The organism is Candidatus Amarolinea dominans, assembly GCA_016719785.1.
Taxonomy (GTDB): Bacteria; Chloroflexota; Anaerolineae; order SSC4; family Amarolineaceae; genus Amarolinea; species Amarolinea dominans.
The window spans coordinates 192,406-211,915 of record JADJYJ010000031.1 but is presented as its reverse complement, the minus strand read 5'-3'; the positions used below and the strand labels follow the sequence as shown (position 1 = coordinate 211,915).

The window sequence follows — 19,510 nt, the reverse complement described above, 5'->3', positions numbered from 1 at the left end:
GATCGTTGTTGCAGCCGGGCGTTCAGTTTCTGACTGGGCGCCTGGCTCCTGTTTTTGCCTCTGTCAGCCAGGCAGGTACACCAATGAAACGATTCTTTTCCTGGATCAGGTCTCTGCGTCGCCCCTGGCCGTGGATTGTTGGCGGGTCGCTGACTATCCTGATTGTGCTGGCCACCATCACGGTCAGCGCAACCGCGTGGGAGTACACCAACAGCGCCCAATTCTGTGGCACCACCTGCCACACTATGCCCCCCGAATACCTCGCCTACCAGGCTTCACCCCATGCACGCGTGGCGTGCGTGGACTGTCACCTGGGACAAGATTCGATCCTGCTCACGGTGCCCCGCAAGGCGCGTGAGTTGAGCCATGTGATCAACGCCCTGACCCAGGCGTATGAACCACCCATCTATGTCAAGAGTCTGCGCCCTGCGCGCGACACCTGCGAGCAGTGTCATAGTCCCGATAAATTCTCCTCAGATACTTTCATTGAGATCAAACGCTACGCCGGTGATGAGCAGAACACACACACGCGCAACTACATGGTCATCAAGACCGGCGGCGGTTCGCAGCGTGAGGGGCTTGGACGCGGTATTCATTGGCACATCGAGAGCGAAGTCTACTATTACACCGATGACCGCCTCAAACAGACGATTCCGTATGTCAAAGAGGTCGCGCCAGATGGCAAGGTGACGGAGTACTTCGATGTGGAAGCCGGCCTGCCGCCCGATTTTGGCACGCAGGTCGCAAGCCAGTTGCACCGCATGGATTGCATTGACTGCCATACCCGCATTTCCCACCTCTTCCGTTCGCCCAATGATGCCATGGACGCTGCCCTGGCACGCGGTCAGGTTGACAGCACCATCCCCTACATCAAATGGCAGGGTAGCCAGATTCTGAGTCAGGACTACACCAGCCTGGACGCGGGCATGAAGGCGGTTGAGGGAATCGAGGAGTGGTACAGGAGCAATCAACCCGCCTATTACGCGGCCAATGCGCAGAAGGTGCAGGAAGCCGTCATTGCGGTCAAAGGCATTTTCAGCCAGACTGTCTTTCCCAATCTGAAGGTTGGTTGGCAAACCCATCCTGACAACGCCGGGCACCTGGAATTTCCTGGCTGTTTCCGCTGCCATGATGGCAAACACGTCTCTCCGCAGGGTCAGACGGTGCGCCTCGAATGTAACGTGTGCCACTCGATCCCGGAAGTGGTGACAGGCGACGATACCGCACCAGTGCTCAGCGTGGACAGGCCAGGCGAACCCGAATCGCACAAAGACTCCAATTGGATCGCCCGTCACCGTTTCGTGTTCGATGAGAGCTGCGCCGGCTGCCACAACGTCACGAATCCCGGCGGCGCCGACAACAGCAGTTTTTGCAGCAACAGCGCCTGTCATGCCTCTGAGTGGAAATTTGCTGGCCTGGACGCTCCCGCTGTGCGCCAGTTGGTGCAACCGCCCGCGGTGCCTGGGTCTGGGCAACCCCGTCCGGTGCCACACCCGGTCGGTGAGCGCACCGATTGTGTGTTGTGCCACGGCCTCAAGGCTGCGGTGCGCCCGTTCCCTGAGAATCACGCCGATTTCGAGCGTTCGTTGTGTACGCAGTGCCATGCGTCGGCTGCCACCGATGCCAACGCTCAGCCAGGCGAGCCGGCCACTGCTGCCCCGCCGGCGATTCCGCATTCGCTCGAAGGACGACGCGATCAGTGCCTGGTCTGTCACGCGGCGGGTGGGTTCAAGCCGTTCCCGGCCAACCACCAGGGGCGTACCACTGAATCTTGCCTGGCGTGCCATAAGTCGCAGAGTTGATGTGAAAATAGCACCTCCCGGCCGTAGGTCACGTCTCCGGCGTGACGGCGCTCTCTGCAATAGATCACGCTCTCCCGCGCCCAACGTCGTCCTACTCCTCTCCCCCCCTTCCCCCCTTCTCCTCTCCGCACAGCGGAGAGGAGAAGGGGCCGGGGGATGAGGTGAGGCCGCTCTCCGGAACTTGCCAAAAACAGACCCTGCCAGCAAGAGCTGGCAGGGTCCTTTTTGTGGTCATGGCCCGACAGAAAGATCAGGCCGAGCCGTGGTGCTGGCTAGTTGCAGCCGGGATACTTGAAGGCGCCGATACGGGTCTGCCAGTTGTTGCCGGTCGTCTCGTAGTATTCAGTGGTGAACCAGAAAGTGCAGTCGTTACTCGGATCCACCGACATGGACGCGTAGTCGCCCCAGCGGTTGTAGCCGCCCGATTGTGCGCCGGTGCCCGCGATCAACGTCGCCTCACCCTGCGCCAGTTGTCCCAACGCATCGCCCACCAAACGTCCCGCATAGTTGATGGCCGGGAACATCTGCTTGCTGGAAACGCTGTAACCTACGGCCATGTTTCCCTGCTTGTCCACGGCCAGGCTGCCCATCCAGCGATACTTGGTGTCCGGGGCGTAGGTGCCCTGCTGATAGACCGCAGGGGCACCGCTCATGCCGCGCACTTCATACCAGCGCACACCGGTCGAGGTTGAGCCGACGGCCACGGTATGGTTGACCCACAGCGATTCGACGCCGCCAATGTTGCGGTACTGTAGGGCCGACATCAGGCGGTCGCCCAAGGTGTCCAGGCGCTCGCCGCTCTTCTGGGGCACGCGGCCGCTTGGCGTGGAGTAGCTGGCGACGCTGATGGAGGTTGGCCCGGTGAAGGTGGAGCTGGCCTGGTTGGCCCAGTTGACCGAGAACTTCCACAGGCGCAGCGCGCTGCTGGTGCGTGAAACGAAGTAGGCGGGCGCGCCGGCGGGCGGCATGGCGCCGCGTACATTGCTCGGCAGCAAACTGGCATAGGCGGTGCCCAGCGAGAAGGCCACGTTGCGCAGCGGCGCGCCGCTGATCAGGTCATCGCGGTTGAACGCCCAGACCTTGACGCCGTTGAAGCTGCTGGCGTTGAGGAACATGTTGGCCGACATGTAGATGCCGTCGGCCCAGACGCCGAGTTTGGGATAATCATGCAGGGCGTTACTGCTGGCCACAAAACCGTAGAACCACCAGCCGCCGCTGACCGGATCGGCCGTCTTGGAAACGGCGATGCACTCATAGAATGGCCCGGAGGTGGATGACCAGGCGAAATCGGTTACGATCCAACGGCCAGAGACCGCGTCGTACAGCACGTAGGGGTCGCCCCTGTTGTTGGCATCGCACGGGGTGCCGGTGCCTGCGAACAGGGTGTCGAAGGTAAAGGCGGCTAACTGCGTTCCAGTCTTGCTGTAGATGCCGATCGATGTGTTGACGGCCTGCACGTAATGGTTGGGACCAACGTCGCCATGGGTATCGGGCGGCCAACCGGCGCCCCAGGCCTGCAGATAAAGGCCCTTGAAGCTGACCGAAGCGGCCGGCATGGCCAGGGGGCCATCGGCGCTCTGCAGCACCGGATCGGGCGCGGTCACGGCGTCGCGCAGGTTGCGCGGCAGCTCCAACTCGCGAAGAACGGTCTTTGTTTCAGGGCCAGTCTGCGGCAGCGAGCGCACATCACCATCGAACGAGACGGCCGCGACCGCTTCGCCCACGATGGGAGCCGAAATGTCGAACGTTGGGGCCACATCGAGGAGAGGAACGCCATCGGCATCGGGGGTTGTCCCCTCATCCAGACCGGGTGCGGCTAACTGGGGAGCCACACTGGCGACAGGGTTTGACGGCCGCACGGCCACCACGGCCAGGCTGACCACGACAAGCAGAGCAACAAGAGTGAGAACGGTGCGTTTATTCATAGGTGGTTGATTCTCCTAAGCTGAGCTAACGATTCTGTGGGGCAAAAGCCCCAAGCCTGACGGTGCGGGCCGTCATCGGGATTGAGTGACACATTGAGTCCCGGCGATCATGTGAGGGCAAGATTGGATTCTCCTCCTTTCCCCTCTTTTCTCCTCCTTCGTGCTGCGATGCGGCTCGGCGGGTCGAGTCTGTGTACCGAATCAAAGCGGTGCAACTGTATACGATATAACACAAACCGTCAAGCTGGAATAGTGTACTATATGACCATTTTTGCGTGTCGCCCTGAGAAAGGCAGTGGGCCTACACTTGCCGCGCGCCGATCCAATGAGGCTTCGTCCCCAGGCTCCCCTGCCTGCTGCAAGGAGGTGGCAAAGAGGTTTGACAGCGCTGTGTGAACTGGCTATAATCGCGGGGAATCTCTAGGAGACGATGATGGTATGGCGATTCGTGAAATAGTCAGAATTGGACAGCCGGTGTTACGCCAGCGTGCCAATAAGGTGAATCGGTTTGGGAGCGGCCTGAAAACCCTGATTGATGATATGGTGGCAACGATGCGCGCAGCGCCAGGTATCGGCCTGGCGGCGCCCCAAGTGGGTGTGCCCGAACGGGTCATCGTGGTTGAAATACCCGAAGATGAGAAAATCCCCGGCAGCGGGAAGCTGTATACACTGGTCAACCCAGAAATTGTGAAAGCCTCACGCGACGAAGTGCTGGGCGAGGAGGGCTGTCTCTCTATTCCGAACCTGGTGGGCGATGTCTGGCGCGCGCAGTGGCTGACCATCAAGGGCCTGGACGGCGACGGTAAGGAAGTGCGCATCAAGGCCGCAGACTGGCTTGCCCGTGCCTTTCAGCACGAGATTGACCATCTGAACGGGCGCTTATTTGTGGACATGGCGACCGAGATTCGCCGCCTGGTGCGCACCGAGGATGGGGTCGTGGCGGTGCCATTGGACGGCAGCGGTACTTCAAGCCCGGGTACGCCGGTCATCCACTCAAAGACGCCGAGCCTGGGCTGACCTGAAAACAGCCCTGTAACGCAATCCTCCGGATTGTAGCGCCCACAGAGGCAAGCAGCCGGCTTGCGCACCATTTTCATCTATGGTTGTGTCCCACGGCGCATGGGCAACTAATCACACATCAATCGCGTGTGTCATCGTCGTTGTGTGTTCTATTGCAGAGACCCGTTTTCTGTCAGAAAACGGGTCTCTTGTGTCATGAGAAATCCGTTTTCTGCGAGAAAACGGGTCCCTTGTCTATTGCTGCTTAGCGTCGGCCGCCGCGATCACCGCCGCGTGAGCCGCCGCGGTCACCACCGCGTGAGCCGCCGCGGTCGCCGCCGCGATCACCGCCGCGGTCGCCGCCGGGTGAACGACGGTCGCGCGAGCGGGCTTCGTCCACGGTCCAGCCTTCGAGGACGGCCTGGCGACTGAGGCGAATCTTGCCCTGGTCATCCACATCGGTGACCATGACCATGACTTCGTCGCCGATGCGTACGACATCTTCGACGGACGGGGCGCGGTAATCGGCCAACTGCGAGATATGCACCATGCCATCTACACCGGGCAGAATTTCGACGAAGGCGCCGTAACTCTCGGTGCGGACCACGGTGCCCACATAGGTTTTGCCAACTTCCACCGTCTCGGTCAGCCCTTCGATTTCGTGAACGGCCGCTTGCGCACTGGCGCCATCACTGGCCGCAATGTAGACGGAGCCGTCGTCCTCGATGTCAATCTTGACGCCGTACTTCTCTTGCAAGGCCCGAATCTGCTTGCCGCCGGGGCCGATGATCTTGCCGATCTTTTCTGGGTCAACGTGGATCGTCAGGATGCGCGGGGCCAACATCGAAAGGTCCGGTCGCGAGGTGGGCATCACAGCCAGCATCTTGTCCAGGATGAACAAACGCCCCTCGCGTGCCTGTTCCAGCGCCTTTTCCATGATGCTCATGCGCAGGCCCTTGATCTTCATATCCATCTGCAGCGCCGTGATGCCATCCTTGGTGCCGGCGACCTTGAAGTCCATGTCGCCCAGGGCATCTTCCATGCCCTGGATGTCACTGAGCACGGCGTAACGGTCGCTGTTTGATTCGGTGATGAGGCCCATGGCAATGCCGGCCACCGGCGCCACGATCGGCACACCGGCATCCATCAGCGCCAGGGTGCTGCCACAGACAGACGCCATCGAGGTGGAGCCGTTGGATGACAGCACTTCGGATACCACGCGCAGGGTGTACGGGAACTTGTCCACGGCCGGGATCATGGATTGCAGGGCGCGCTCGGCCAGGGCGCCGTGCCCGATCTCGCGGCGCTTGGGGCCACGCATCGGGTAGACTTCACCGGTGGAGTAGGGCGGGAAGTTGTAGTGGTGCATGTAGCGCTTCGATTCTTCCGGCATCAGGGTGTCCAGCGTCTGCGCCTCGCGCGGCGTGCCCAGCGTGGCGATGGAGAGCACTTGGGTTTCGCCGCGGGTGAACAGGCCGCAGCCGTGCGTGCGCGGCAGAACACCCACCGCGCAACTGATCGGGCGGATTTCCGCGGTGCGCCGGCCATCGGGGCGGATGCCCTCATTCAGAATGCGATCACGCACCTGCTTCTTGACCAGACTGTCAAAGACGGCGATGCGCTCGCGGGTATCGTCAATCGTATCTTCTTCATCCACCACTTCGCTGCGCAGGATGTCCAGCGCATCGTTGCGTTCGCTCTTACCCATGCCACTGGTCACCACCTCGGCAATTTTGCTCTGGATTTGCTCAGTGACCGATTCAACGGTCTCGGATTTGGGCAGGTACGACTTGAACGTCATCTTGGGCTTGCCCACCTGCGCGGCCATTTCAATCTGCATACGGATCACATCCTGGATGGACTCGTGTGCGAGGCGCAGCGCCTCCACCATCGTGTCCTCAGGAATCTCGTCGGCGCCGGCTTCCACCATCAGGATGGCGTCCTTGGTGCCCGCGACACGCAAGTCCAGGGTGCTATTCGCCATTTCAGTGGCCGTGGGGTTGACGATGAATGCGCCATCTGCGTAGCCGATGCGCACAGCACCGACCGGCTCGCCGAAGGGAATGTCGGAGATCATCAGCGCGGCTGAGGCGCCAATGATCGCCAGCGTGTCCAGGTAGTGGTCTGGGTCAGCGGAGAGGGCGGTGAGAATGACCTGAACTTCGTTGCGGCAACCTTTGGGGAAGAGCGGGCGCAGCGGGCGATCTACCAAGCGGCAGAGCAGGATGGCGGACTCACTGGGGCGCCCTTCACGGCGGAAGAAGCTGCCGGGGATCTTGCCCGCGGCATAGAGTCGCTCTTCGAAGTCAACGGTCAAAGGGAAAAAGTCAATGCCAGCACGGACGGTTTTGGATCCGGTGGCGGTGGCCAGGAGTACGGTGTCGCCAATGTGAATGGTCACTGCACCACCGGCCTGTTGGGCCAGGGTGCCGGTCTCGATGGCAATCTCATGATTGCCCAGCCGGGCACTAAAACGATGCTTCTGTATCATATTCGGTCCTTTCATGCCTGGGTCAACAGGCACGAGTGTGTCCCCCTTTGATCGTGGGGGAGGGTGGGGGCAACAGCAGTCAGTGAGGTGTATCAACTCGTGCGATACACCAGCGCCTGGCGTCTGGATTGACCAGCGCCAAATTTATGGGTCGGACCGAAAGGCCAGGAACTGGGGAAAGCGGAGAACAGACCTCTGTTCTCCGCTTTCCCCAATGCCTGTTCCTCAGGCCGAGGTGCGTGATAATCCGTTTCGACGGTGAGGCGGGAGACCGCCTGCCGCGGCGCCGTAAAAACGGTGAGCCTACTTGCGCAAACCGAGACGACCAACCAACGCCATGTAACGGTCGTTGTTGATGTGGTTCAGATAGTTAAGGTGGCGACGGCGTTTGCCAACCAGTTTGAGCAGGCCGCGGCGCGAATTCTCGTCATGCGCGTGCGCCTTGAGATGCTCGACCAGGGAATTGATGCGCTTGGTCAGCAGGGCCACCTGAACTTCGGGTGAACCGGTATCGGTTTCGTGCGTGTGGTATTCCTGGATGACGACTGATTTGTTTTCACGTGACAGTGACACAGTTTCTCTCCTTTTTTGCAATCCCTTTGCGTGAAGCCAGGGCACCGCTGGAACACCAGTGACGTATGCTCTCGCAACCGCAGTTTCAGATTATAGCATAGGCGGGGGTCTGTAGCAAATGGTTTGTCGCTTTTTAATCATCCGGGGGAATCCGGGGTAGGGGCATGGCCTTGCGCCTGCCCGTGTGGGCGACCGCAAGGGTGCGCCCCTACAAATTGAGAAGGTGCCGCGATGAGGCCCCTACGCCTCACCATGCAGTGTCAGCAGCACCTGCCCTTGATCCACGCGATCGCCCGGTTTGACCTTGACCTGGCCGATGATGGACGCGCGCGGCGCCTTGAGGTCGTTTTCCATCTTCATGGCTTCCAGGATGACAAGACTCTGCCCGGCATGCACGGCCTCGTCTTCGGCGACCAGTACCTTGACCACCAGGCCGGGGATGGGCGCCTTGAGTTGTAGCTCGCCGCCTTGCACCGCGAGAAGATCACGCGCTTGATTCAGGCGACGCCAGCGTTCATCCTCCACCCGTACTTCCAGGACTTCACCGCCGATCATTATCCGGTAGGTGTTGCCCTGCAACTCCTCGGCCACTACTTCGTGCGAGGCTTTGTTGAGCAGCAGCGAAAAGACCGGCAGGGTGCCGATGCGCTTGAGATCAACGTCGAACGGCTTGCCGTCCACCGTGATGTGGTGGTCCAGGTCAATCTCAACCAGGAAGTCCTTACTCTGGACGGATGCAATATACTTCATACGCGTAACCCTCCCCAACGGCTGGCACGCTTCCAGATTGAGGTGCCGGCGTCGGCCGACTGGCGGACGCTGATGGCCCGGCGTTCGCTTTCGTGCAAGAGGAGCGTGGCGATAATCGCGGCAATCTCTTTATTTTCCGGCTTCTCAGTGCTTTGCAGGGCAAAGCGCTGCTCCAGGAAGGTGGTATCGAACGTCCCCCACATGAAGCGCGTGCTGTCCATGATCTGTTGATGGAATGGGATGCTGGTCTTGATTCCGCCAATTTTATATTCACGCAGCGCGCGGCGCATGCGTAGAATCGCTTCGGGTCGTGTCTCGCCCCACACAATCAACTTGGCAATCATGGGGTCGTAGTATAGCGACACCTCAAAGCCTTCGTAGATGCCGCTTTCCACGCGTACCCCTGGCCCCGTTGGTTCCGACAGTGTGACCACGCGGCCGCCGGACGGCATGAAGTTGTTGAAGGGGTCCTCGGCGGTGACGCGGCACTCGATGGCCCAGCCGCGCGGGCGAATGTCCTCTTGCTTCCAGCGCAGCTTACGGCCGCTGGCAATGGCAATCATCTCTTTGACGATGTCCACGCCGGTGACCATCTCCGTCACCGGATGTTCCACCTGCAGGCGGGTGTTCATCTCCAGAAAATAGAAATGCCCATCGTGATCGAGCAGGAACTCGAAGGTGCCGGCGTTGACGTATTTGACCGCCTGCGCGGCACGTACGGCAATCGCCCCCATGCGCGTGCGTAATTCGTCGTTCACCGCCACCGAGGGCGCCTCTTCGATCAGCTTCTGGTGACGGCGCTGAATGGAGCACTCACGTTCGCCCAGGTGGATGACGTTGCCGTGTTGGTCGGCCAGAATCTGAATCTCGATGTGGCGGGCGTTCTCCACCAGTTTTTCCATGTACACGGTGTCGTTGCCAAATGCGTTCCTGGCCTCGCGGCGTGCGGCATCCAGGGAACTCAGCAGGTCTTCGGCGCGGCGCACCGCGCGCATGCCCTTGCCGCCGCCGCCGGCCGCCGCCTTGATGAGCAGGGGAAAGCCAATCTGCGCCGCGGCGCCCGGGGCTTCATCGTCGCGCAACCCGTGCGGCGTGCCCGGCACCACCGGTACCCCGGCCGCCACCATGCTGCGCCGCGCCTCCACCTTGTCACCCATCGCGCGGATGGCGGCGGCCGGCGGACCGATGAAGGCGATGCCTTCAGCCTCACAGGCTTCGGCGAAATCTGCATTTTCAGATAGAAAGCCGTAGCCAGGATGAATGGCCTCGGCGCCGGCCTTGTGCGCCACTTCCAGGAGCTTGTCAATGCGTAGATAGCTCTCACGCGACGGCGCCGGGCCAATGTGGTACGCCTCATCAGCGAAACGCACATGCAAGGCGTTGCGGTCGGCATCCGAATAGACAGCGACGGTTTTCAATCCGCGCTCCTCACACGCGCGCAGGATGCGCACGGCAATTTCACCGCGATTGGCGACCAGAACTTTTTTGAACATAAAATGGTTTGCCTCCTGTTGGAGCAACCGGTGTACGCCCCCGGAGCGGGTCATAGGGCCGGCCGGGTTTGTCGGGGGGGCGGATGCTCCAGGTTTTACCAGCTTGCGACATACTTGAAGTCAGCGGGCACTTCGTGCAGTGCCTCCCAGGCCGCCACAACCGCCGGATCGAACTGTGAACCGGACGCGGCTGCCAGGCGACGCATGGCCTCGCCGTGCGGCATACCTTTACGATAGGGACGATCCATGGTCATGGCATCGTATGAATCGGCCACGCTCAGCGCACGGGCGACAGGTGGAATGGCCTCACCCTTGAGGCCGGCCGGATAACCCCGGCCGTCCCAACGTTCGTGATGATGGCGCAGGAGGGCCAGCGCCTCATCGCTCAGGCCCAGGGCAGCCTGCAGCAGAATCTCCACCCCCTCTTCGGGATGGCGTTTCATCAGATTGAACTCGTCTTCGGTCAAGGCGCCTGGCTTGTTGAGAATCTCCGGCGGCACGCGCATCTTGCCCAGGTCGTGCAAGGGGCCGATGTAGGCCAGGGCGTCTATGCCTGCAGCCGGCAAGTTGAGCTGCCGCGCCAGCAGGAGCGCATAACGCACCACCCGATCGCTGTGATCTGCCACCTCTTCTTCCACGGTGTACATATCGAAGAGCAGATCCATGACCTGGCTGAGCAATACGAACGAACGTTCATCTTCGGTCGAGAGCAAGTTGGGCCGTGCCGTGGGTAGCAAACTGCCGCCCTCCAGCAACATGCGCCCCAGGGCCAACTGCAAATGGACGCGGTCGGCCTCGGCCACCATGCCCCGGTGATGGTAGATGCGTTCGGCGCGCTGCAGACAATCGAGGCCGGTCTGGTAGGCGCCGCTGGCCAGGTAGATGTTGCCAATCAGGGCATTGACGTCGGCCACCACGGAGCGGTCGAAATGGAACAACTGGCGCACGTGCATGTCGAGCGCCTGGCTGGCGTAGCGCCAGGCTTCACGCAGTTCGCTGCGGCGGAAGCAGACTTCGGCGCGCATCTGGTGGAAGTAGCTCAGGCGCTCCAGCCAATCGGCATGGGTGGCCGTGCGCGCCAATTCTTCACCTTCGATCAGATACGCTTCGGCTTGCGCATAGTTGCCCAGCAGGATCTCATAGTGGCCCAGATTTTCAAGCAGGGTGATGAGAGCCACCTGGTTGCCCACCGCCCGCGCCAACTCCAGACCTTTCAGGTACAGGTCACGCGCCTGCAGGTACTCGCCAACCAGGGCAAACGAGTTCGCCAGGTTGATATACGCGCGCAGCAAGGTGCGCTGTTCGTGTACCGACAGATCAACCGGCTTGCGCTGCTGCATTTCTGCCAGCGTGTCCAGCGCCTCACGCAGCGCCCAGACTGAATCTACGTAATGATGCTCTTGGGCGGCACAAAAGCCAATGACACTGTAGGCCGTGGCGATTTTCGTCTTGTTGTCGCCGAGGAGCTGTTCGCTCAACTCCAGGCAGTGTCGCGCATTCTGCGCCGCCGCCTCGTAGCTGCCCAGCAGAAAGGCCTGATCCTCAGCCAGGTGGACATAGATGTTGGCCTGCTGCGCCAACATGCCGTGCTGCTCGGCCAGTTTGTTGGCCTCTTGCGCCTTTTCAATGGCCGCGACCGGCAGGCCCTGGCTGGTGAAGTAGGCGCGCGCGCGCAGCAGTTCGACGATTTGCGCCAGGGCTTCGGCGGAGGTCATTGACGCACCAGGTTCGTTCACAGATTCCCGCCTCGACCATGCAGGGTCACGTACACCAGGTCCGGGCCAAACGGCAAGGGGGCCAGCTCGGCCAGCGCTTGAAGATTGCCAAAGGTCTCTTCCGTGCTGCGCAAGCAGCACTGTTGAATCTCCTGCACGATGGCGGTCAGAGGTTGACCCAACAGGCGCGTGTCTGATTCGGCCATGACGGCGGTCAGCACCACCAGACCGCTGACCCACAGCCCGTGCAGCGGCAGTTCGCTGTTGTCTGGCAGGCAGGTAAAGCGCACGGACAGGCCGCAATCCACCTCGAATTCGAGCAGGGTGTCATCGTCCACCTGGAAATCGGTGATCGCGGTGACCACACCGGCTAACGCGTAGACGCCCGGGGCCAATGCCACCAGGCGCGGCTTGCCCTGCACGGCACGGTGCAACTGGCCCAGGCCACCCTCTTCGCCGAAGGTGACGGCGCCGCCATCGGGGATGACGGTGATGAGCGAGCCAGGGCGGAGGCTAGGATAACCAGCGGCGGCAAATTGCCAGCCAGGTAGTTCGATCGTGAGTTGCATAAGAGTGGGCGACTTTCAGAGCGGAATGTTACCGTGCTTTTTCGGCGGGTTCGTGTCGCGCTTGTTTTGCAGCATCTCCAGCGCGTTGATCAGCCGCGGCCGCGTTTCCCGCGGCTCGATGACATCATCAATGTAACCGCGGCTGGACGCCACATAGGGATTGGCAAATTTGGCGCGATACTCCGCTACCAGGCGCGCTTTTTCGGCCTCCGAATCCGCGGCCTCCATCAACTGGCGTCGGAAGATGATGTTGACCGCACCCTCCGGCCCCATCACCGCAATTTCGGCCGTGGGCCAGGCCAGGTTGAGGTCGCCGCGAATGTGTTTGCTGCTCATCACGCAGTAGGCGCCGCCGTATGCCTTGCGCGTGATGACCGTGATCTTGGGCACCGTGGCCTCGCACAGCGCGTAGAGCAGTTTGGCGCCGTTGCGGATGATCCCGCCATGCTCCTGGGCCGTACCCGGCATGAAACCGGGCACATCCTCGAACGACCACGATCGGAATGTTGAAACAGTCACAGAAACGAACGAAGCGCGCCGCCTTCCAGGATGCGTCTATGTCGAGTACGCCGGCCAGCACCATCGGTTGATTGGCAACCAGGCCCACGGTACGACCGCCCAGGCGCGCGAAACCGATCAGGATGTTGCGCGCAAAGTGCTCATGCACCTCCAGTAGATCGCCATCGTCCACGATGCGCTGCAGAATATCCCTCATGTCATAAGGCTTGTTCGGGTTGTCGGGCACTAACTGATCCAGCGCCGCATCCATGCGCAGCGGATCGTCACTGGCGGTGCGCCGAGGCGGGTCTTCCAGGTTGTTCTGCGGGAAGAATCTCAGCAGCTTCTGACTGAGGAACATGGCCTCTTCTTCACCTTCGGCCACGAAGTGCGCCACCCCGCTCTTGTTGGCATGAACCAGGGCGCCACCCAACGTCTCGAAGGTCACATCTTCGTGCGTCACGGTTTTCACCACCTCCGGCCCGGTGACGAACATGTAGCTGGAGTCCTTGACCATGATGATGAAGTCGGTGATGGCTGGCGAATAGACGGCGCCGCCGGCACAGGGGCCGAGAATGACCGATATCTGCGGCAGCACGCCGGAGGCCAGGGTGTTACGCAGGAAGATGTCGGCGTAACCGCCCAGGGAAACCACCCCTTCCTGGATACGAGCGCCGCCGGAATCGTTCAGCCCCACCACCGGTGCGCCATTCTTGAGGGCGAGATCCATCACTTTGCAGATTTTTTCGGCATGCGCCTGCGACAGGGACCCGCCAAATACGGTGAAGTCCTGGGAATAGACAAAAGTCAGGCGTCCATCAATCGTGCCGTAGCCTGTCACCACACCATCACCCAGGATGAGCTGATCGGCCAGGCCGAAGTCAGTGATGCGGTGGGTAACGAACATGTCAAGTTCGCGGAAGCTCCCTTTGTCCAGCAGAAGTTCCAGGCGCTCACGCGCCGTGAGCCGGCCTTTTTCGTGCTGACGGGCGATGCGCTCGGCGCCGCCCCCCAGCGTGGCCTGCTCTTTCAACTCACGTAGTTCTTTGATCTTTGGGTCGAGCGTCACTGGCCTGACCTCCAGTCGAGATTAGGATTTGCTACCAGATGCTTGCAACACGGGCGCCTTGCGTGCAGCCAGGAAGGCCACCCACGCGCACAACAACCACGTCATGCTGATCGTATGCCACTGCATGAGCCATAAAGGCACGCTTGGATAGAAGAACGGGTATTCGCCCAGGCCGTAATCCACAAAATCACTGAGCACAAACCAGGCCAGGGCGACCAACACATGACGCATTTCGGCACGGAACTGCGTCAACAAAAAGATACCTTGCGTAATCATACCGAGGTGGGCGACGGTCATGATGACACCTTCCAGGGTGATGGGGGCGCCCACGTTCCAGTACGTAAGCCAAAAAGTGACCGTCCACACGCCATACTTGATCAAACCGATGGCGGTCACGGCGTAGAACCAGTTCCAGTCCCTGTGGCGGCGTAAGCCGATGTACGCCAGCACAAAGAGGAACGCAAAGAGCGGGCAGTCAGGGATGAACACCCAGAGCAGGGGTGACGGCGCGCCCAGGCCGTTCTTGCCGACCATGAAATGCGGGCCATACCAGTAGACTGTGCCCACGATAAAACCGATCAGGTTCAGGCTGATGATCGTCCAGGCCAGGTCGCGGCGCTGCAATAGATCGAAAAGTTGTCGCAGGGGCCGATTGACATTCAACATAGCTCAGCTCTCCGCTCCCCGCTCTCAGCTTCAGCCAGCACCCGAACAGGCACGCCGCCCACGGTGGCGCCGGGTGAAACGTCCCTGTTGACCAGGCTCATGGCCGATACCACGGCGCCATCACCGATGATGATCCCCGGCAGGATGGTGCAGTTCGCGCCAATGACGACATTGCGCCCGATCACCACCGGCCCTTTACGCCATTCCCGCTGCAGATACTCGTGCGCCAGAATGACCGTGTTGTAGCCGATGATCGAATTGGCGCCGATCGTGATCTCTTCGGGAAAAAAGACATCGAACACCGCGGCAAGTCCCACCGATACATCCTCGCCGATGGTCACGCCGACGGCCTGGTACAGGCGTCGTTTGACATGCAGCCACGGCAGGTAGCGTGCTGTGTAGATGACCAACCAGTTGCGCACCACCCGCCAAAAGGGAACTGTGCTGTACAGGTGCTGCAGCGTGTTGCGTTCATCAGGGGATGGGCGAATCTGCAGACGGTCATGGCGTCTGTTGCTCGGTGTCATAACGGCTTATCCGATCTCCACGACGAGCTTGCCGAAGTGCTGGTCGGTCATCATGCGTGCCAGCGCCGCCGGGTACGCCTGCAACGGGAAAACTTCGTCTACCGCCACCTTGATCTTACCCGCGAAGATCAGGGTCATCACCTTGTTGAAGTCCGCCTGACTGCCCATGGTGGAGCCGATGATGTGCAGTTGACGGGCAAAGACGAGATTGATGGGCGTGACCGCATTGTAACCGGCCGTGCCGCCCACCGTCAACAGGCGGCCGCCGGCGCCCAGGCTGCGCAGGCTGTTGAGCCAGGTGGGTTCCCCCACATTGTCAACCACCACGTTGACGCCGCGCCGGTTGGTTCTGGCCCACACCGCCTTGCCCCAATTGGGCTGCACGCTGCGATCAATGGCCCAATCGGCGCCCAGGGCCAGCGCGGCCTCGGCCTTGGCGGCATCACCGGCTATGACAAAGACGGTGGCGCCGGCAAATTTTGCCAGTTGCACCGCTGCCGTGTTGACGCCCCCGCCCGCGCCGACAATCAGCACACTTTCGCCCGCTTGCAGGTTGCCCTTGGTGAACAGCATGCGCCAGGCAGTGACGAAAACCACCGGCGCCGCGGCCGCCGCCAGCAGATCGGCGTCATCCGGCACGGCCAGCAGATTGCGTGCCGGTACGCGCACGTACTCGGCGTAGTTGCCGGGCGCATGTTCACCCAGCATCGCAAACTCGTCACAGTAGGGGTGTTCGCCGGCCACGCAATAGGCACACTTGCCACACCACAGCGTGGGATTGTAGGTCACCCGCTGACCGATCTGCCAGCCGCTGACGCGTTCGCCCAGAGCGGCAAGCGTACCGGCGCCGTCAGAGCCGAGAATGTGCGGCATTTTGAGCTGCAGGCCGGCCCAACCCCTGCGCACGAAGTTGTCCAGCCGATTGAGCGCAGCATAGCGCACCTTCACCAGTACATCGTCCGCACCGATTTCAGGTACCGGAATATCCTCCCGGTATTGCAGCACTTCGGGGCCGCCGTGTTCGTAAAATACAACCGCTTTCATTGTTTACTTTGTTTACTTTGTCTACTTTGTTTACTTTCGATTCAACGCAGTCCCAGTTCGCTGCGGGCAATCACCAGTCGTTGCACTTCGCTGGTGCCTTCGTAGATCTCAGTGACCTTCGCATCGCGGAAATAGCGCTCCAGCGGCATCTCCTTGCTGTAACCCATCCCACCGTGAATCTGAATGGCCTGATGCGTCACGAACATGGCCGTCTCACTGGCGTGCAACTTGGCCATGGCCGCCTCCAGCGTGTAGCGTCCGCCGGTTTCTTTGGCCGCCATCTTTGCCTGCGCAGCATTGTAGATGAGCAGGCGGCTGGCTTCGATGCGGGTCTTCATGTCGGCAATCTTCCATTGGATGCCCTGAAATTCACCGATGGCCCGACCAAACGCCTGGCGCTCACGGGCGTAGAGCACACTGGCCTCGTACGCGGCTTCGGCCACGCCCAGCGCTTGCGACGCAATGCCAATGCGCCCAGTGTCCAGCACCGTCATGGCGATGCGGAAACCCTGACCCGGCTGGCCGATCATGTTTTCGGCCGGGCAGCGGTAATCCTCGAAGATCAACTCCGACGTGGCGCTGGCCCGAATGCCCAGTTTTGGTTCTACCTTGCCCGGGCTGAAGCCGGGCCGGTCGGTTTCGATGACGAACGCCGAAATACCATTGTGGCGCTTCTCCGGCTCGGTCATTGTAAAGAGCACCACATAATCGGCTACCGGCCCGCTGGTGACCCACGATTTGCGGCCATTGATGACGTAGTGGCTGCCGTCCGCACTGCGCACCGCACGACTGATCATACTGCCGGCGTCCGAACCGGACATCGGTTCGGTGAGCGCGTACGCGCCAATGGCCTGTCCGCTGGCAATCGGCGCCAGGTATTTCTGTTTTTGCGCCTCGCTGCCAAATTTGAGCAAGCCGTGGCCATAGAGCGAGTTGTTGACCGACAGGATGGTGCTGGTGGCGACATCGGCTTTGGCCACTTCTTCGATAGCCAACACATAGGATAACGTGTCCAGCCCGGCGCCGCCGTATTCTTCCGGCACCTCGATGCCCATCAGGCCCAGGGCGCCCAATTTCTTCACGATCTCGTAGGGGAATTCCCCGGTCTCATCGTGGTGGGCCGCAACCGGCGCAATTTCCTTGCGCGCAAAGTCGCGCGCCATATCACGAATCATGCGTTGCTCGTCATTGAGCCTAAAGTCCATTTCTGACCTCCATTGATATCTCTCGGCTGATATCTCTCGGCTGATATCTCTCGGCTGATATCTCTCGGCTGATATCTCTCGGCCATCTCTCGGCCTCTATTAGCCTTTGTTGAACTGCGAGCACTGAATGCCTGCGTCCCGGATCAGGTTTGGAGCCAGCAGGTGGCATGCCGGCGCACAGCCTAGCTGCCGGTGATCAGAACCGCCAGCATCGCCCATACAAGCCCGCAGCCCAGGAAGACGCCAAGTAGCACGGGTAGCGCGATCAGGGTGGCGACCAGGTTGCCGGCCGGCCTGCCGTCTGGTCGCGACAAGGCAAACGCCAGGCCAAAACTGATGGCCAGGGTGAGGATGCCGGCAGTGAGTTGACCGATCCATGGGGTTGTTGGCAGCACAGCGGTCAACAGGTAGAGAACGGCAGCGCCAACGATCAAACCGCAACTGGCGCTCAGCAGGGCAATGCCTAATCGTTTCAAGCGGGTGTTCCTCTCGCGAGACAGTGAGATAGATTCATTTTACACGATCCGGGGAAAAATCACAAGGCAAATTAGCAGAAATCAGCAGAAACTAGCAGAAATCAGAAGAAAGGAGAGCCTGCCCTTCACCGGCGGGGATCAGGTGGCGCCATGGGGTCGAGCACAGCCAGCAAGCGCTCATAGGTAGTTTCCAGCGCCTCCGGGATGACGCGTGTGCGGCCGGTCACCGTCATGTAGTTGGTGTCCGCACCCCAGCGCGGCACGATGTGCATGTGGACATGCTCCGCCACTCCCGCGCCGGCCACAGCGCCCAGGTTGACGCCCAGGTTGAAGCCGTGCGGCTTGAGCGCCTGACGCAGCGCAGCCAACCCCTGGTTGGTCATGACCATCATCTCGGTCAGCGTCTCCACGGGCAGATCTTCGATGCTGGGCCGATGGGCGAAGGGGGCAACCAACAAATGACCATTGTTATAGGGATACAGGTTCATCATCAAATAGTTGTACTGCCCGCGCAACAAGATCAACTCGTCGCGGTCGTGCGCACCGGCGGGCTTGTCACAGAAGATACAGCCGACGATCGGTTGCTGGGAATGACTACGAATGTAGCTCATGCGCCACGGCGCCCACAGGATTGACATGGTGATGCTACCTTCCAGAACGGTTTCTCGTCCCAACCCGTGTCTCGACTGTCGTGCCCGAAATCAGGGTTCTCGATTGCCGGATGATGTCCGAAGTCGCTGGATACGCTTGCAGTGTACCAGATATGCCGCGCAGCGTCAACTCAGAACCAGACCGTGCTGTTTGCGGAAGCTACCTTTCTTGACCTGGCAGCAGAACCGATGTATCGTATGGGCATGACGCATGACTTACAGACGCTGCCCGATGATTTGACCACGGCGCTGCGCGCGGGCCGACCGTTGACCCTGCCGACACGCCGCCTGGGCCACCCGTTGCGCTACCTGCCCATCGTGCCCTCCACCCAGCCGCTCGTGCATATCGCCGCGCAGCAAGGCGCCGGCGATGGCTTCGTGCTGCTGACCGACGCGCAGACGGCCGGCAAGGGACGCCTGGGACGCGTCTGGCAGGCGCCATCTGGCTCCAGCCTGTTGCTCTCCATGCTTTTTCGCCCCGCGCTCAGCGCGCCACAAGCTTGGCGCGCCACAAGGCCCCCGCTTGACCATGTGCGTGGGTCTGGGCGCCGCGGCCGCGGTGGAAGAGGTTACCGGGCTGCCTGTGCAGTTGAAGTGGCCCAACGATCTCCTTCTGCACGGGAAAAAGCTGGCGGGCGTGCTGACCGAAACTCAGTTGGAGGGCGATCGCATCGCCTACGCGGTCGTGGGGCTGGGGCTGAACGTCAACCTGGCGCTGCCGGCCGACCACGAACTGGCGCCGACCGCCATCAGCCTTTCCCAGGCGTTGGGGCAGCCTGTCAGCCGGCTGGCGCTCTTGCAGGCGCTCCTGCGTCACATCGAGGACCATTACACACGCCTGCAAGCAGGACATTCACCCTATGCCGCGTGGGCGCAGCGGATGGCATACTACGGACAGACCGTGCAGGTGACGCTGCCGGACACGACGCTCACCGGTACGGTGGCAGGTGTCAATCCCGACGGCGCTCTGCTCGTTCAGGACGCGGCCGGCCTGACTCACACCGTATGGGCCGGCGATGTGCTGTTGTTGCACAAGAAAATAGCAGACGATAGGTAGC

The 19,510-nt window shown here is 61.0% G+C and carries 17 protein-coding genes and 1 pseudogene; 3 read left to right on the top strand and 15 right to left on the bottom strand.

What is annotated here, in order from left to right; genetic code table 11:
- The first annotated feature begins 83 nt into the window (after positions 1-83).
- Positions 84-1,802 carry a NapC/NirT family cytochrome c gene (locus tag IPM84_24860; protein MBK9095925.1) on the top strand — a complete coding sequence of 573 codons (1,719 nt, stop codon included), beginning with the start codon at positions 84-86 and terminating at the stop codon, positions 1,800-1,802.
- A gap of 272 nt (positions 1,803-2,074) precedes the next feature.
- Here the strand turns inward: IPM84_24860 and IPM84_24855 are convergent, their stop codons facing one another.
- Positions 2,075-3,727 (bottom strand): hypothetical protein, encoded by a 1,653-nt coding sequence (locus tag IPM84_24855; protein MBK9095924.1) that lies wholly within the window; start codon positions 3,725-3,727, stop codon positions 2,075-2,077.
- A 438-nt stretch (positions 3,728-4,165) separates the two neighbouring features.
- Between IPM84_24855 and def the strand changes: the two genes are divergently transcribed.
- The gene (gene def, locus IPM84_24850; GenBank protein MBK9095923.1) at positions 4,166-4,744 is read left to right on the top strand and encodes a peptide deformylase; all 579 of its coding nucleotides are present in this window, start codon (positions 4,166-4,168) and stop codon (positions 4,742-4,744) included.
- A gap of 247 nt (positions 4,745-4,991) precedes the next feature.
- On the opposite strand, the gene IPM84_24845 is transcribed toward def, so the two are convergent.
- The 14 genes and pseudogenes from IPM84_24845 to IPM84_24780 form a co-directional block, all read right to left on the bottom strand.
- Positions 4,992-7,217, bottom strand: coding sequence for a polyribonucleotide nucleotidyltransferase (locus tag IPM84_24845; protein ID MBK9095922.1), 2,226 nt, complete (start codon positions 7,215-7,217; stop codon positions 4,992-4,994).
- Between the two features lie 303 nt (positions 7,218-7,520).
- Positions 7,521-7,790 carry a 30S ribosomal protein S15 gene (rpsO, locus tag IPM84_24840; protein MBK9095921.1) on the bottom strand — a complete coding sequence of 90 codons (270 nt, stop codon included), beginning with the start codon at positions 7,788-7,790 and terminating at the stop codon, positions 7,521-7,523.
- Positions 7,791-8,030: 240 nt separating this feature from the next.
- Positions 8,031-8,540 carry a biotin/lipoyl-binding protein gene (locus tag IPM84_24835; GenBank protein MBK9095920.1) on the bottom strand — a complete coding sequence of 170 codons (510 nt, stop codon included), beginning with the start codon at positions 8,538-8,540 and terminating at the stop codon, positions 8,031-8,033.
- Positions 8,537-10,033 carry an acetyl-CoA carboxylase biotin carboxylase subunit gene (gene accC, locus IPM84_24830; protein MBK9095919.1) on the bottom strand — a complete coding sequence of 499 codons (1,497 nt, stop codon included), beginning with the start codon at positions 10,031-10,033 and terminating at the stop codon, positions 8,537-8,539. The genes IPM84_24835 and accC overlap by 4 nt, the downstream gene beginning before the upstream one ends.
- A gap of 95 nt (positions 10,034-10,128) precedes the next feature.
- Positions 10,129-11,769, bottom strand: a complete 1,641-nt coding sequence (locus tag IPM84_24825; protein MBK9095918.1) for an HD domain-containing protein — start codon at positions 11,767-11,769, stop codon at positions 10,129-10,131.
- Positions 11,766-12,317 carry a hypothetical protein gene (locus tag IPM84_24820; GenBank protein ID MBK9095917.1) on the bottom strand — a complete coding sequence of 184 codons (552 nt, stop codon included), beginning with the start codon at positions 12,315-12,317 and terminating at the stop codon, positions 11,766-11,768. Before IPM84_24820 ends, IPM84_24825 begins: the two co-directional genes overlap by 4 nt.
- A gap of 15 nt (positions 12,318-12,332) precedes the next feature.
- Positions 12,333-13,884, bottom strand: a pseudogene (locus tag IPM84_24815) (acyl-CoA carboxylase subunit beta).
- A 21-nt stretch (positions 13,885-13,905) separates the two neighbouring features.
- Positions 13,906-14,550, bottom strand: a complete 645-nt coding sequence (locus IPM84_24810; GenBank protein ID MBK9095916.1) for a DUF1405 domain-containing protein — start codon at positions 14,548-14,550, stop codon at positions 13,906-13,908.
- A complete protein-coding gene (locus tag IPM84_24805) occupies positions 14,544-15,077 on the bottom strand; it encodes an acyltransferase (protein ID MBK9095915.1) in 534 nt (177 codons plus the stop codon). The genes IPM84_24810 and IPM84_24805 overlap by 7 nt, the downstream gene beginning before the upstream one ends.
- 6 nt (positions 15,078-15,083) lie before the next feature.
- Complete coding sequence (locus IPM84_24800; protein MBK9095914.1) at positions 15,084-16,121, bottom strand: zinc-binding dehydrogenase; 1,038 nt, start codon at positions 16,119-16,121, stop codon at positions 15,084-15,086.
- A gap of 41 nt (positions 16,122-16,162) precedes the next feature.
- Positions 16,163-17,326, bottom strand: a complete 1,164-nt coding sequence (locus IPM84_24795) for an acyl-CoA dehydrogenase (protein MBK9095913.1) — start codon at positions 17,324-17,326, stop codon at positions 16,163-16,165.
- Positions 17,327-17,508: 182 nt separating this feature from the next.
- Positions 17,509-17,802 carry a hypothetical protein gene (locus tag IPM84_24790; protein MBK9095912.1) on the bottom strand — a complete coding sequence of 98 codons (294 nt, stop codon included), beginning with the start codon at positions 17,800-17,802 and terminating at the stop codon, positions 17,509-17,511.
- Positions 17,803-17,927: 125 nt separating this feature from the next.
- Positions 17,928-18,440, bottom strand: a complete 513-nt coding sequence (locus tag IPM84_24785) for an HIT domain-containing protein (protein ID MBK9095911.1) — start codon at positions 18,438-18,440, stop codon at positions 17,928-17,930.
- Between the two features lie 228 nt (positions 18,441-18,668).
- Positions 18,669-18,950 carry a hypothetical protein gene (locus IPM84_24780; protein MBK9095910.1) on the bottom strand — a complete coding sequence of 94 codons (282 nt, stop codon included), beginning with the start codon at positions 18,948-18,950 and terminating at the stop codon, positions 18,669-18,671.
- Positions 18,951-18,975: 25 nt separating this feature from the next.
- Here IPM84_24780 and IPM84_24775 point away from each other — a divergent pair, with 25 nt between their 5' ends.
- Positions 18,976-19,509: a biotin--[acetyl-CoA-carboxylase] ligase gene (locus IPM84_24775; GenBank protein MBK9095909.1), complete on the top strand. Its 534-nt coding sequence runs from the start codon at positions 18,976-18,978 to the stop codon at positions 19,507-19,509.
- The last annotated feature ends 1 nt before the right edge of the window (position 19,510 follow it).